At 40.8% G+C, this 14,860-nt stretch carries 16 protein-coding genes; 6 read left to right on the forward strand and 10 right to left on the reverse strand.

Translation table 11 applies throughout. The features are described from left to right. Nucleotides 1-15 precede the first annotated feature (15 nt). Genes glgD through malQ form a run of 4 tightly spaced genes read left to right on the forward strand, consistent with a single transcriptional unit; the run spans nt 16 to nt 6,144 of the window. A complete protein-coding gene (gene glgD, locus P6N53_RS11050; protein WP_304543089.1) occupies nt 16-1,131 on the forward strand; it encodes a glucose-1-phosphate adenylyltransferase subunit GlgD in 1,116 nt (371 codons plus the stop codon). 20 nt (nt 1,132-1,151) lie between these two features. Next, nucleotides 1,152-2,576 carry a glycogen synthase GlgA gene (glgA, locus tag P6N53_RS11055; RefSeq protein WP_304543091.1) on the forward strand — a complete coding sequence of 475 codons (1,425 nt, stop codon included), beginning with the start codon at nt 1,152-1,154 and terminating at the stop codon, nt 2,574-2,576. Nucleotides 2,577-2,626: 50 nt separating this feature from the next. After that, on the forward strand, nt 2,627-4,585 hold the full coding sequence (locus P6N53_RS11060; protein ID WP_304543093.1) for a glycoside hydrolase family 13 protein: 1,959 nt from the start codon (nt 2,627-2,629) through the stop codon (nt 4,583-4,585). Then, nucleotides 4,585-6,144, forward strand: a complete 1,560-nt coding sequence (malQ, locus tag P6N53_RS11065; protein WP_304543095.1) for a 4-alpha-glucanotransferase — start codon at nt 4,585-4,587, stop codon at nt 6,142-6,144. The genes P6N53_RS11060 and malQ overlap by 1 nt, the downstream gene beginning before the upstream one ends. A gap of 124 nt (nt 6,145-6,268) precedes the next feature. Here the strand turns inward: malQ and P6N53_RS11070 are convergent, their stop codons facing one another. From P6N53_RS11070 to P6N53_RS11115, 10 genes are all read right to left on the reverse strand, one after another. After that, nucleotides 6,269-6,997, reverse strand: a complete 729-nt coding sequence (locus tag P6N53_RS11070) for a hypothetical protein (RefSeq protein WP_304543097.1) — start codon at nt 6,995-6,997, stop codon at nt 6,269-6,271. A gap of 152 nt (nt 6,998-7,149) precedes the next feature. Further along, nucleotides 7,150-9,078, reverse strand: a complete 1,929-nt coding sequence (nadE, locus tag P6N53_RS11075; RefSeq protein ID WP_304543099.1) for an NAD(+) synthase — start codon at nt 9,076-9,078, stop codon at nt 7,150-7,152. Nucleotides 9,079-9,171: 93 nt separating this feature from the next. After that, a complete protein-coding gene (locus tag P6N53_RS11080) occupies nt 9,172-9,675 on the reverse strand; it encodes a BglII/BstYI family type II restriction endonuclease (RefSeq protein WP_304543101.1) in 504 nt (167 codons plus the stop codon). A 95-nt stretch (nt 9,676-9,770) separates the two neighbouring features. Next, nucleotides 9,771-10,223 (reverse strand): YhcN/YlaJ family sporulation lipoprotein, encoded by a 453-nt coding sequence (locus P6N53_RS11085; RefSeq protein ID WP_304543103.1) that lies wholly within the window; start codon nt 10,221-10,223, stop codon nt 9,771-9,773. A gap of 14 nt (nt 10,224-10,237) precedes the next feature. After that, nucleotides 10,238-10,591, reverse strand: a complete 354-nt coding sequence (gene spoVAE / locus P6N53_RS11090) for a stage V sporulation protein AE (protein ID WP_304543105.1) — start codon at nt 10,589-10,591, stop codon at nt 10,238-10,240. Continuing rightward, entirely contained in the window at nt 10,592-11,602 is a 1,011-nt protein-coding gene (spoVAD, locus tag P6N53_RS11095) for a stage V sporulation protein AD (protein ID WP_304543108.1), read from the reverse strand. It lies immediately after the preceding gene. Then, nucleotides 11,603-12,088 carry a stage V sporulation protein AC gene (spoVAC, locus tag P6N53_RS11100; RefSeq protein ID WP_304543109.1) on the reverse strand — a complete coding sequence of 162 codons (486 nt, stop codon included), beginning with the start codon at nt 12,086-12,088 and terminating at the stop codon, nt 11,603-11,605. Between the two features lie 11 nt (nt 12,089-12,099). Further along, a complete protein-coding gene (locus P6N53_RS11105; RefSeq protein WP_304543111.1) occupies nt 12,100-12,960 on the reverse strand; it encodes a DUF421 domain-containing protein in 861 nt (286 codons plus the stop codon). Nucleotides 12,961-12,988: 28 nt separating this feature from the next. After that, nucleotides 12,989-13,204: a DUF1657 domain-containing protein gene (locus P6N53_RS11110; protein ID WP_308447270.1), complete on the reverse strand. Its 216-nt coding sequence runs from the start codon at nt 13,202-13,204 to the stop codon at nt 12,989-12,991. Nucleotides 13,205-13,293: 89 nt separating this feature from the next. Continuing rightward, nucleotides 13,294-13,500 (reverse strand): DUF1657 domain-containing protein, encoded by a 207-nt coding sequence (locus tag P6N53_RS11115; protein ID WP_304543114.1) that lies wholly within the window; start codon nt 13,498-13,500, stop codon nt 13,294-13,296. 200 nt (nt 13,501-13,700) lie between these two features. On the opposite strand from P6N53_RS11115, the gene P6N53_RS11120 reads away from it, so the two are divergent. Then, nucleotides 13,701-14,381, forward strand: coding sequence for a DUF421 domain-containing protein (locus tag P6N53_RS11120; RefSeq protein WP_304543115.1), 681 nt, complete (start codon nt 13,701-13,703; stop codon nt 14,379-14,381). Nucleotides 14,382-14,420: 39 nt separating this feature from the next. After that, entirely contained in the window at nt 14,421-14,801 is a 381-nt protein-coding gene (locus P6N53_RS11125) for a DUF4363 family protein (protein WP_304543117.1), read from the forward strand. Nucleotides 14,802-14,860: the final 59 nt, after the last annotated feature.

Here is a 14,860-nt window from a genome sequence, read left to right on the forward strand (position 1 = left end):
AAACGGGGTGAACATATGAAAGATGTAATGGCTATGGTAAATCTAATGGAGCCTGAAGGAATCTTGAAAGAAATAAGCCACCACCGTTTGGTTGCTGCTGTTCCCTTTGGCGGCCGGTACCGGATGATCGACTTTGTTTTATCAAACATGGTAAATTCCGGAATAAGAAATGTAGGTATAATTGTCCAAAATAAGTATCGCTCATTAATAGATCACCTGGGCAGAGGCAAAGAGTGGGATTTGGATAGAAAGAGAGACGGTCTATTTTTCTTGCCCCCCACCCAGATGCGTTATCCCCTGGGAACTAGGTTTGACTTGCGACATTTCCAGCATCATCTGGATTACATTAATAACAGCAGGCAAAATTATATTATTATAACTGGTAGCAACATGATTTGTAACCTTGATTATCGTGACGTTATTAATTTTCACAGGGAGCAAAGGGCAGATATAACCCTTTTATATAAAGAAATGGACGTAATTAATGAAGAAAGTTCACCCTATGCAGTTATCGAAACTGACCAAGACTATAGGGTTCTGGACATGGAAATTAGCCCGGATAAAATAAGCAGCAACAAAATATCTATGGAAATGTGTATCATGGAAAAGTCATTATTAATAGATTTGATTAACTGCTGTGCTTCCAAGGGTGAATGTGACCTGGTAAGGCATGGTTTAATAAAAAATTTAAATAGATACAGAATTGTCGGTTACCCCTTTAAAGGATATTTGGCACGAATTAGCTCCACTCGAGATTATTACACCCATAGCATGAATCTATTAGAACCGGAGATATGGCAGGAGTTATTTTTTAAGCACGGTTATATCTATACAAAGGTTAAAGATGGTGCTCCCACCAAGTATTTAGAGAGTTCCTGTGTTCAAAATTCTATTGTTGCCAATGACTGTATCATTGGCGGAACGGTTGAAAACAGTATTATCTTTAGGGGAGTAAGGATTTCTAAAGGTGCCCATATAAAAAATAGTATTGTCATGCAAAAATGTGAAATCGAAGAAGGGGCAGTGATTGAAAATATTATTACAGATAAAAAAGTAATAATATCTAAGGGCAAAAAATTAATAGGAGATAGCAAATACCCCTTTGTGATTGCTAAAGAAACAGTAATCTAGTCAGGAAAGGAGGTGAGGGATTGAATATTCTGTTTGCGGCTTCTGAAGGTGTTCCCTTTGCCAAAACCGGCGGCTTAGCTGATGTGATTGGCTCCTTGCCGAAAGAACTAATAAAAATAGACTTGGATGTTAGGGTCATTTTACCTAAATATGGATCTATCCCAAGGGATCATATTGATAAAATGACATTCATTAAAAAAATGGATATTCCCCTGGGGGATAGGGAGCAATATTGCGGTCTTTGGGAGCTAAACTTCCAGGGGGTTACTTACTACTTCATAGATAATGATTACTACTTTAATCGCTCTGGTTTATACGGCTTTTGGGATGAGGCAGAAAGATACGCCTTCTTTTGCAGGGCTGTATTGGAGGCAATCCCGCACCTGGGATTTTTGCCTTCAATAATCCACTGTCATGATTGGCACACAGGGGTTATTAGTGTCTTTTTGAAAACCCATTATAAAGAAAATCCCCTGTACAAGGATATTAGAACTGTTTTTACCATCCACAATTTAGCCTATCAAGGAATTTTTCCAAAGGGTATTTTAGAGAGCTTATTGGGGTTAAGTGATGATTACTTTACCATTGATAGATTAGAATACTTCGGGCAAATTAGCTTTTTGAAGGCTGGCTTAGTTTTTTCAGATTCACTGACAACTGTTAGCCAAACCTATGGAATGGAGATACAGACTCCCTTTTATGGTGAAAGAATGGACGGTCTTTTAAAACACAGGAAAGATGACCTTAGGGGTATATTAAACGGAATAGATTATGAACTATATAATCCAAAAACTGATCAGTACATTTGCACTAATTATACTTGGAGATCCTGGCAAAGGAAGAAGGATAATAAGGAAAAGCTTCAAAGATACCTCTGTCTACCTGTAGATAGGGATATTCCAATGATTGCTTTGGTCTCAAGGTTAAGCAGTCAGAAGGGACTTGATCTGGTAGTCCATGTACTTGAGGAGTTAATGGATTTAGATATACAAATGGTTGTACTGGGGACCGGGGAAACAAGATATGAGGAACTTTTTAAGGGTGCAGCTAGAAGACATATAAACAAAATATCGGCAAATATAATGTTTGAGGAGATATTAGCCCATAGGGTTTATGCAGCATCTGATATCTTTTTGATGCCTTCTCTTTTTGAGCCTTGCGGATTAAGCCAACTAATTGCCCTGCGCTATGGCAGCCTGCCTGTGGTTAGGGAAACTGGTGGCCTGAAGGATACTATTTCACCCTATAATGAATTTAGCGGTGAGGGCAATGGTTTTAGCTTTACCAATTTCAATGCCCACGATATGTTAAATACCATTAGGCTTGCTATTAAATGTTATCAAGAAAAGGAAATATGGTCTAAACTTGTTGTGCGTGCTATGTTATCTGATTTTAGCTGGTATAAATCTGCACAAAAATATAAAGACTTGTATAATAACCTTTAAAATCAAAGAAACCAAACTAAGTAATTTGGCAGACAGAGGGAAAAATTATTATGAAGAACATCTCAATTCTGCACGATTCACATAAGTTGCGCTTTCGCAGCCCCTTTGGGGCTGTTCCTTGTGGCGAGGTTGTAACCCTTTCTTTGGAACTAAGCTTAAAGGAGTCCGTAGATAGGGTAATACTTCGTTTGTGGAAGGACCATCGTGAGGAACAGGTTGATATGGTGTTGTCCGAAGAACTAGGAGAAAAAAGGATATACAGCGGATACATTTCTACTCCTCCTAAGGCGGGCCTACTATGGTATTTCTTTATAATTATCTGTGGAGAAGAGACCTATTACTACGGCAATAACTATGAAAATCTTGGAGGAATAGGTCGAATTTACAACCATGAACCACCTTCTTACCAGATAACAGTCTTCAAGAAAGAAGCAACCACTCCTAACTGGTTCAAAGAATCAATAATGTATCAAATTTTTGTGGATAGATTTTGTAATGGTTATGATGAAGGGGAAATATTAAACCCAAAGAAACACTGTGTTATCTATCCCCGCTGGGATGATACACCGGTATATGGCAAGTGTCCCCAAACAGGCAAGACAGTCTGCCATGATTTTTTCGGCGGTAACCTGCTGGGGGTAATGAAAAAATTGCCCTATCTAAAGGAACTTGGTATTAATGTAATTTACCTTAACCCAATTTTTGAGGCCTCCACCAGCCATAAATACGATACAGGGGATTATAAAAAAATTGATCCCATGTTTGGCAATAACGAGCTGTTTAAGGAACTATGCCACAGGGCCAATGATATGGGTATATCAATCATACTTGATGGAGTTTTCAGTCATACCGGCAGTGACAGTATTTATTTTAATCGGGAAGGCAAATATCCTTCATTAGGAGCCTATCAATCCAAGGAGTCCCCATACTATTCCTGGTACCGATTTGAGGAATACCCTGATAAATATGATTGTTGGTGGGGAATCGACACACTGCCTAACGTAAATGAAATGGAGCCGTCCTATCAAGATTTTATAATTAGTGGAGAGAACAGTGTAATTAAATATTGGATTAGACAGGGTGCTAAGGGATGGCGACTTGATGTGGTTGATGAACTGCCCCAGGAGTTTGTAAAAAAAATCTACCGGATCTTGAAGGAACTAGATCCTGATTCAGTCTTAATCGGTGAGGTTTGGGAGGATGCTTCTAATAAGATTGCCTATGGACATATCAGGGACTATCTTTTAGGTGATGAACTGGACTCGGTGATGAACTATCCCTTTCGCAGCATATTACTAGACTTTCTGCTCGGTAAAAAGGATGGACAGCAAACCCATTTGGCCCTTATGAGGTTATATGAAAATTATCCAGCCCAATACTTTTATTCAACAATGAATATTATTGGAACCCACGACGTCGAAAGGGCTTTAACACTGTTAAGCGGGGCACCCCCTGAGCATACCTTATCCAAGGAAGAACAGAGCGGATACAGATTAGCACCTGAACAATGGGAGTTGGGGATGGCCAGAATGAAACTGCTCTCCCTATTCCAAATGACCTTTCCGGGAGTCCCCTGTATATACTACGGAGATGAAGCTGGTATGCACGGCTACAGGGATCCTTTAAATCGAGGTACTTATCCCTGGGGAAATGAGGAGCAAGAAATATTAAGCTGGTATAAAAAAATGATTTCTATTAGGAACAAATATGCTGTGTTAAAAACTGGTAAATGGCTGCCTGTACTGGCAGAAGGCTCGGTCTATGGTTACATTAGGTTAATTGAAAATGGATTAGACGTTTTTCAACAAAAAAGGCCGAATAACCTGGCAATTATATTGCTCAATACAAACACGGAGCAGGAAATCAGCTTAAATATAGATATTAAGAAATATCGGCAGAGTAATATGTTGGATCTTATTACAGGTCAAGCCCATTCCATTGTTGATGGGATTTTGGACATCACCCTTAAGCCCTTGGAAGGAAAAATATATATAGACGGGGGAAAGTAATGAAATTTCAAAGGCAATGTGGAATTCTTCTTCATCCAACCTCACTGCCATCAAAATATGGTATTGGAGATTTTGGTACAGAAGCCTATGATTTTGTTGATTTTCTTTCCAATAGCAACCAATCCTTATGGCAAATCTTACCCCTAAATCCAGTGGGCTATGGTGAATCACCATTTCAATGCTATTCAGCCTTTGCCGGTAATCCATTATTAATAAGTATAGATAAGCTAATGGATGAAGGTTTGCTGTCAGCCCAAGAGATAAGTGAAATTCCCCAATTCAATGATAAAAGGGTGGAGTTTAACTCTGTTAGGAAATATAAATTTGGTCTACTGAAAAAGGCCTATGAGAAGTTTAAAAATAGTATGCCTAGCCATGGTTTTGAAAGGTTTATTAGGGATTCCCACTGGCTGGAAGATTATGCTCTTTTTATGTCCCTAAAGGATTATTACGACGGAGCGGCCTGGAACAATTGGGATAAGGATGTTGCCTTCAGGAAGCCTAAAGCCCTGGATAACTACAAAGTTCTATTAAAGGAAGAAATCCTGTATCATAAGTTTATTCAATATCAGTTTTTCAAGCAGTGGCAAGAATTAAGACAATATAGCAACGAGCGGGAAATTAGAATAGTAGGAGACCTACCCATCTTTATTTCCTATGACAGCAGCGATGTCTGGGCAAATCCCTCCCTATTCAAGCTGGATGATAGGGGTAATCCCATTACCGTTGCAGGCGTACCCCCAGATTATTTTAGTGAGACAGGACAACTATGGGGTAATCCCCATTATAATTGGGAAGTGATGGAGCGGGATGGGTTTAAATGGTGGATAGACCGTTTTTCATCCTTGCTGGAAATGGTGGATATCATTAGAATAGATCATTTCAGAGGCTTTGAGTCCTATTGGGAAATTCCCTATGGAGAGGAAACAGCCATCAATGGAGAATGGGTCAAGGCACCGGGAGAAAAGTTGTTTAAAGCCATAAAAAAGTCCCTTGGTGATATCCCGGTTATAGCCGAGGATTTAGGAATAATTACCCCGGAAGTAGAAGAACTAAAAGAAAAATTGGATTTTCCGGGAATGAAGGTTTTACACTTCATTCTAAACAGCGGCGAGAAAGAGTTATATCTTCCCCATAATTTCGAACAAAACTGTGTAGTTTACACTGGTACCCATGACAACGATACCACGGTGGGGTGGTATCGCAGACTCTTAGCTGTTAACCTCCAGGAGATAGAGTTTTTAGAGGAATATCTGGACCTAGATAATGATATGACCCTAGAGGATATCTGCTGGCGTGTCATAGAAGTGGCCTACGAATCAGAAGCCGACACAGTCATCATCCCTTTACAGGACACCCTATGCCTTGACAGCGACGCCAGAATGAACCGACCAGGCACAGTGGGAGGCAACTGGGACTGGAGGGCTCCTAAAAACTACCACACTTCAGCCCTGGTAAACAAATTAATAAAACTGGCAAAAGAACACTACCGCTTCCTAACCCCCTGTCACGGGGACGGTTCTCCTGACAACCTGCAGCGTCAGTTTGATGTCCTGTGACAGGCGTCTCCGAAAAAACTTATCCCTGTCAACGGAACCGTCCCCGTGACAGGGGTTGTCATGACAGGGGTTGTCAAAAATTAGTTAGAAAGCTAGCTCCTTGACTCAAGGGGCAACACAGGAATTATTGATCTATATCTTCTATAGTTACATTTACCACATTAAGATTTGGACCATATTCAACTATCGCAGTTACAACATACCAAGTAGAAGCAACAGTTCCCGGTATTTCAGCATAAATGTGGTTATTGTGAAGCTTAAATCTTACAATACCTCCGAAGGCAACATGTTCATTCCAAACCCCCGCATCAGATTCGTTGAAGGTTTTTTCGATAATTTTATCATTACATTCTACTATTAAAGTTACTTTGCCATTATTTTTTATGATTTTGGAGGTTACCTTTTCCTCTATATATTTAAGTGGATTCTCCACTTCAGGAACAATTTCATTGAGATCCTCAAAATTTAGAACATGAATCTCTTGGATATGAAACCCTGTTCCAGTTTCCTTTAATAATATGACAATTATCTTGCCATCGCCATCCACATCCACGACATGGATGGAGGGAAAGTCTGGATAATAGGTTGTTAAGCTAGTCCAAGGAAAGGTCTTACTTATAGCCTTAGTCTGGAGTGTAATTCCCTTAAATACATTCCCTTGCTTAGTAGCAAGTAATGAAAGATCACCTGCCCTGGCAATTTCAACTCCCTGCTCCACTAATTCTTCAAGGGACTGATGAACATTCTTATCATTGGTAGAATTATTCACATTAGGTTCTTCAGAGAATTGACCACAGCCTACAACCAGGAGGAGTAATGCGGAAACTATAAATATGTTTTTTATATGCATCATCTAACCTTCTTTACATAGCATCTCAGTTAGCGTTGTCACGGGGACGGTTCTCCTGACAACCTTGTTGTGTGTCAATGGGACGATTCTTTTGACAACCCCGCAGCGTCAGTTTGATGTTTTGTGACAGGAGTCCCCGAAAAAACTGATCCCTGTCAACAGAACCGTCCCCGTGACAGGGGGGTGAGGAGGGTTTCTTTGGTTTCAAGGTATTTTTTGGTGTAGTAGACACCATTTTGGGCCTCCCGGTGGTCGAAGCCGAAGGCTCGTCTGCTGACTGCCAGGATGGGGGGGGCTTGGATTCTTTTAGCAAGTCCCATGCCGTTATAGAGACGCCACCATCTTTCCAGGTCTGAGATGAAGTCGGCAGGGGTTGGGAAAAGTTCTTTTATGATGCCGGGACGGCAGCCTAATTTTTCCTCCAGTACACCCTCAGAATACCAGATTAAAATATCCTCAGGAGTTGCCCTATTCCACCATTGAACAAAGGACCTAAAAAGGTAATCATGATAGGGATAGGAAATTGGGTCACCCTTGCCCTGATCCACCGACTGATCAAAGCTTAGCTCGGCACTGGGAACGATGTTTAAGATACCCTCAGGGATTACCTCTCGTTGATATACTTCCTTGTTTATGTACCTGGCTAGTTCATAGACTTGATGTTTCCATAAATCTGCCAGGGCAGCAAGGAATCCCGCCAGATCACCATATAGGGTTGAATAACCAACAGTTGTTTCAGCTTTATTGGCGTTACAGGTGAAACCTCCCCCAAATGCTGCTGCTAGGGCCGATAGAACACGGGCGGAACGATCCCGGGCCTGAATATTCTCAGTTATGAAAGGGCTTATTTTTAGATAGCTTTGTTCTCCGGTTGAAGGGTTTAGCACAGGGGTGCTTTCAACCTGTTTAATGGTATGTTCAACTGATTTCTGAATTGGCACCACGGTATACAGACAACCTAGGTTTTCTGCCAATTGCTTGGCTAGGTTTCTGGTTGTCTGGGAGTTATAAATGCTTGGCATGTTGACAAGCAAAAGGTTTTCTGGGCCAATTGCTCTGGCATAGAGGGCAGCAGATACTGCAGAGTCAATACCGCCGGAAATCCCAATGACAACCTTGTTTATGCCCAGGGTCTGGGTAAAGTTTTGTATGCCGTAGTTTAATGCTTGGTAAATATAGCTTATATCACTGTCATCGGGAACGTTGGCCTTTGGTAGATTGCTTCCACCCTTAGATAGATCTAATGTGAATATATCCAGACCTTGGGCAAAGGGCGGACTACTGTAGAAGACCACATCACCATTTTTATTATAGACTGTACTGGAGCCATCAAAACCATAGACTGTCTTTCCGTTATTTTGAAGACCTACATTATTAACATATACCAGGGGAATTTCTGTCTCCCGGGCCTGCTTTGAGAACACCCTGTTTCTTTTATTGTTTTTACCCAGAGTGAAGGGGGAGCTTGATATATTGACAAAAAGGTCAACAGACCCTTTCGCGGAGATAGCTTCAACGGGTTTGGTGTTATAATCTTCGCTCCAGCCATCCTCACAAAGAATACAGCCAAGGCCTATATTATTTCCGGCAAGGTTAATGTTGACTGGGGTTAGCATATCCTCTGGTTTTTGGCCAAGCTCCAAGGCCAATTTAGAAAGGCTATAGAAATGCCGCTCATCATCAAATTCCCGATAGTTAGGTAACAGGGTTTTAATCCTAAAGGGATATGGGAAATTTTCATCCCCAAGCTGCCTACCATTTTGTGCGATAAAAAAGGCATTATATTTCCTTACTCGCCCATCATCACCAGTCTTGTTCCAATCAATGCCAACATTGCCAAAGAGAATAACAATATCCTCTGATGCTTCAATAATTAAACGTCCGTACTCTTCGCAGTCCCTAAGGAAAGATTGTTGCTCCCAGGTGTCTCCCAGTAGGTAACCGGGAATTGCCATTTCAGGAAAAACGATTATATGAGCATTTTTGCTTTTAGCATTTTGTATCATTTGCTTCATAATATTAAAATTCAAATCGGGCCTGCCGGGAACGATCTTCATTTGTCCCAAAGCAATCTTAATTTCCATTGTCAAATCGCCTCTTGTTATATTATTTAGAGAACCTCAATAAACAGCAAAATGCCCGTCACTTAAAGTACGGACAAATAATTGCCTTAATGATTAAGCCACATCTATACCGATGAGATAGATGGGTATTTTAATGGTACTTTTGAAGTGTCTCAAATATCGATCAACTTTTTCATAGCTCATGGCTCCGGTCCAGTTCTGATTATATTTCTTTTTAATATGTTTTTGGAAATTTTGAGTAGTGACTATATAGATACCCCCATTAATAAAATAACAGTTATGTTGGGGAGATAGTTGAAATTTAATTAGATTATACCCGATCAAAGAAGTGTGCCTAAAACCCACCTCAAGACCTACGTTATCCTTTATATACTCAAGTTTTGCAAAGGGATTTATTATTTCGTTAAAGGACGATGGATTATTTTGCCAGCCCTTATCAATAAAAATATTTCTTAAAAAATCATTAAAGTTTGATCTTGATAAAGAATGCATATCAATACTGTTATCCGTTAGAAGCTCCTCAATATCCTCTATAGTAGAAGGGTTAATAATTTGATTTGCCAACCGGTAGGACTGTTTTCTTATACATAGCTTCACTACCGTCCCCCCTGTCGTAAATTAATAATTATTCTGTTAACTTCAATGTGGGGATTTAAATATCCTGCCATATAGAAAAATTAACCTAATCTAATCTAACCATGCATGTCTTTATTAATTTTGTCAACCTTCTTTTTAATGTCAGTAAGATTTTCCTGGGGATTTTCCCCAAGCTGCTTTTCTATTTCCTGGAGCTGTTTAAAGAGTTTTTTATCTGATGTTACTAAAACTATGTAGCCGGGGTTTTCCTGATGCAGTTTAATATGTACCTCTTCTTTAATTGATTTTAGCTTAAGACGTTCAAATCCCGTTACTTTAATGGCTGCGGATATTTTTTTATCAACCACCACGGAGGTGGCATCCTCAACTCCCCCCACGGATTTTGCACTTTGCTTAACCTGGTCGGCCAATTCAGGGTCTACAGCTACTTGTTTTTCTTCCTGCTTTGTATCTTGATCTTGGGACTGGGGCTTTTGGGCAGGAGAGTTTGTACAGCCTATCATCACCAGTAATAGTATTAAAATCAAGCTAAAGAGTCTAATTCTCACTTGATATCACCTTTCTAACCTTTTGGTTTAAATAATAAAGCAGCTATAAAGCCAAAAATAATTGCTGCGGAGATACCTGCACTGGTCACCTCAAAAATACCAGTTATTATTCCAACTAGACCTGTCCTTTCTGCTTCAGACAACGCTCCTTTGGTAAGGGAATTGCCAAAACTGGTGATAGGAACTGTTGCACCGGCCCCTGCAAAATCGATCAGTGGCTCATAAAGTCCCAGGCCGGACAATACCGCCCCTGAAACAACCAGAATACTCATGACATGGGCAGGAGTAAGCTTGGCCACATCCAATAATATTTGGCCGATTACACAAATAAGCCCGCCAACGACAAAGGCCCACAGGTAGACTTCCATTTATATCACTCCTTGCTCAATAGAAACGGCATGTGCAATGCAGGGAATGCTTTCTTTCTGTTGGTAGGAAAGGGGAGATAGGAGTGCCCCTGTTGCCACAATAAGAACCTTTTTTAATTCACCTTTTTTAATTTTATTGATAATATGACCATAAAATACCGAGGCAGAGCAGCCACAACCACTTCCGCCAGCCAGAACAGGCTGGTCCTCATGATAGATCATTAGGCCACAGTCAAAATATCTATCCTCAGGAATGTCTATTCTATGCTTTTTAAACAGGTCCCTGGCTATGTTAAACCCTACATTGCCCAGATCCCCGGTTGCGATCAAATCATATTCCCATGGAGATATATCTAGGTCCCTCAGGTGGGCAGTTATAGTATCAACTGCAGCTGGAGCCATGGCCGCACCCATATTGAAGGGATCAGAGATACCCATATCTATAACCCTTCCAATGGTTGCCGAGGTCACCTTTGGGCCATCTCCCTGGGGACTGACTACCGCTGCTCCGGCTCCCGTTACGGTCCATTGGGCTGTGGGTGGCTTTTGAGCCCCATATTCATTGGGGTAGCGGAATTGTTTTTCAACTGCGGCATTATGACTTGAAGTGCCGCATAGGGCATATTTGGCGTATTTGCTATCTACCAACAGTGAGGCCAAGGCCAGGCTTTCCATTGATGTGGAGCAGGCACCAAAGAGTCCCAGATAAGGGACTGCCAGGGTCCTGGCAGCAAAACTACTGGAAATAATTTGATTTAGCAGGTCACCGCTGAGGAAAAACTGAATATCCTCCTTTTGTAACCCAGCCTTGTGAATAGCCCTTTCACAGGCCTCCTCCATCATCTTTTCTTCGGCCTTTTCATAACTATCTTGACCTAGCCATAGGTCACTGTGAATAAAATCATAATCATTAGCCAGTGGTCCCTCTCCCTCAAAGGGACCCACCACAGTGGCAGAGGATAAAATGGTGGGCTTATTAGGGAATACCCATGATTGGTGCCCTTGCAGCATTTATGAACCACCCCCAAGAAGCATTGTTAAAAGGGTTTTTATAAGGGCCACAATAAAGGCTGCAAAAACCCCAAAGACAATAACAGATCCCGCCAGCTTAAACATTTTTCCACCTACGCCAAGAACGAATCCCTCTGTTCTGTGTTCAATAGCCGCTGAGGCCATGGAATTGGCAAAGCCCGTAACTGGTACAGCACTGCCGGCTCCGGCCCACTGGGCCAGATGATCATAAACTCCCAATGAGGTTAGAACCACAGATAGGAATATTAATACGGCGATGGTGGGGTTGCCGGCGGTTTTTTCGGTGAAATCAAAGTTCCAAATGAAGAAATCCTGTATTCCTTGTCCTAGAAGACAAATGGCCCCGCCAACCAGAAAAGCCTTAAGGCAATTAGCTAGAACCGGCCTTTGGGGTTCCCGTTCCTTTGCGAAGGCTTGATATTCTTGCTGTGTTGGTGTTAACTTTTTCTTTTTTTTATCAGACATAGATACACCTCTTACCTTTTAAGTAAAGGTTCCAAATCCTTAATTGTTTGATCTAGTTTCTTGGCACACTTTACGTACATTCCTTTAGCCTGCTGCTGCCTGGTTCCTAAGGCATATATTTCACAGTCTGCCTGGCATTTCTTTAGGGTAGCATATAACAGGTCCTTGGTTTTAGGCTGAGGAACCAGGATGGCATCATTAAAAAGATCCAGATAGAGCTGGCCCAGGGAATCAACCTGGGCTATAAAGACATTCTCGGGAGCCACTCCAACTTTTTCTAGCTCAGTATGCAGCCAATTTCGATTGAGTCCCATGGCGGTAAGGGGCTCGTCCATTATTTCGCCGTCCAGCATGACAGTCTGGGGGACACTTTCCTGACTGACCTTCATGGCAGCAGTACTTGCTGTAAGGGGCTGTTTGTCCTTTTTTAGGAGAACGCTTATCTCTCCGTTTGGCTCCAGCATGGCGAATTCAACATCGGCAACCTTAAAGGCATTTTTTCTTCTCAGCTTGCTTAGCAGGTCCTCGGGTGTAAAGCGTGCCTCCAAAAGTTTGTCCTCAAGGACTTTACCGTTATTAATTAGGATTGTTTCCTTGCCCTGAAACAGATCCCTAAAGGTCTTATATTTTAAAGATAAATAGTGAATGGCCACAGGAAGGACAATCCAAACTAGCAATGCCAGGACACCAGAACCAGCATTAATATTTAAGTTTATCGAGGCAATTGCAACAATAACCGCAATAACGATTACATTAACTTGATCAAAAATTGTAAGTCGGGTACTAAGTCTTTTTCCTAAAAGACGGATAAGAAGAAAGGCTAAGGCAAAAAAACCCACTGAACGCATTAAGACCATTAACATATCAGGCATAGGCTATTACTCCTTACAGGCAAGTTGCTTAGAATCCCTTATATTGTGGTTCCTCAAATTCCAAGGTCTTTACCCTTTTTTCTAAATCATTTATAACGCTATTAATGATGCTGCAATTCCTTTGAATAGATTCCTTAATCTCAACCTTTGGCTCATAGGAATAAAAGGCTTCTAAAGTGGCCCTAGCCCCCTTAAGGCTGGCTACAGTTTGTTTTACCTGAGCTGCAACAGTCAAAATATTCACCCCCATGAAGCATATTTTGCATCAACAACTGGGCTAATATACCAAGATAAATAACCGGGCCAATTTTCATGACCCGGCCACTTAGTTATTTAGAAGCCTTTGTACTGAGGTTCCTCGGATTCTATTTGATGGATACGGGGCTCCAGACTTTGTACGATAGCCTGGGTTTGCTGGGCAGCACTTGTATAAAGCTGCTTTGCCTCTTGGTTCTGAGTCTGCAAAGCAAAGGTCTCAAGGCTTGATTGGGCGCTCTTAAGGCCGGCCAGGGTTTGTTTTACTTGTGATGCTACAGTCATGTTTATACCTCCTAGAAAATTTATTTGATCCGATATTATACTTTCCTAGAAGGGATACTTTTACACAGTACAAGTTTGGAAGAAGGGTATAAAAATGGATCTGATTTCTATGCTGGTCTTTTTATACATATTCTCCTTGAATTAGGCAATATTATTATTTGGTAATAACGGTTCGCTCATCAGAGTTGGAGGTTAAGTCAGTGCTGATTATTATGATTCGTACCTTGCTCTTGTTTCTTATGGTTGTCATCGCATTGAGAATAATGGGTAAAAGACAGATTGGTCAGCTGCAACCATATGAGCTGGTAATTATCATAATGATTGCGGACTTAGCTGCAATTCCAATGGAATCCGTTAATATCCCTTTGATGAGTGGGGTAATCCCAATTTTCACACTTCTATTAATAGAAATCTGCATCTCTTACTCTACTTTAAAAAGCGAAAAATTAAGGGGCATAGTATCCGGAACCCCAAGTGTACTGGTCGAAAATGGGAAAATTATTGAGCAAGAGCTTAGAAAATTAAGGTATAACGTAAATGATTTGTTGGAACAGCTCAGGTCCAAGAACTACCCTAATATTGCCGATATAGAATTTGCCATTTTGGAAACTAAGGGAGACATCACGATCATCCCAAAGTCGCAAAAAAGGCCGGTTACGCCTGCTGATTTACAGGTTCCCACAAAATATGAAGGAATTCCAGTCACCTTGATTATAGATGGTTATGTTTTTAGACAGAATTTATCAAAGTTAAACCTGACTGAAGAATGGTTAAGGTCAGAGCTAAGCAAGTTTGGGATAAATGATTTTAAAAAAGTATTATTGGCAAGCCTTGATACCGAGGGGAATCTTTTTTATCAGGTAAAAACCCAGGCAGGTTAACCTAATGTTTAAACATGCAAAGTGAATTGGAGATGGACAATGAGGCTTTTGCTAATACTTTTTACAGTACTTGCCCTTATCATTACCGCCGGTTTATGGATTGGCCAAACAATAGAAAATGATGCCGACCAGTTCTCTAAACATATTGATGGCATAAAAGATAACATTACCCAAGGAAACTGGGATTTAGCCAATGCTAAAATAATGGAATTGGAGGAAAAGTGGTCCCAAAAGGGTAAATGGTGGCCCATTGTAATGGATCACCAGGAGATTGATAATATACAGTTTTCCCTGGCCAAGGTGAAGGAGTATATAAGGGAAAAGGATAAGGTACAATCCTTGGGAGAACTGGCAGAGCTAAGATTAATATTTATACACCTGCCGGAAAAAGAGGCTATAAACTTAAAAAATATATTATAGCTATTATTATAAATATTTTAATTTTTCAGCAGGTAATAAATACCCTCATATAGTAATTG

Source organism: Desulforamulus aquiferis (assembly GCF_030577015.1).
Taxonomy (GTDB): Bacteria; Bacillota; Desulfotomaculia; order Desulfotomaculales; family Desulfotomaculaceae; genus Desulfotomaculum; species Desulfotomaculum aquiferis.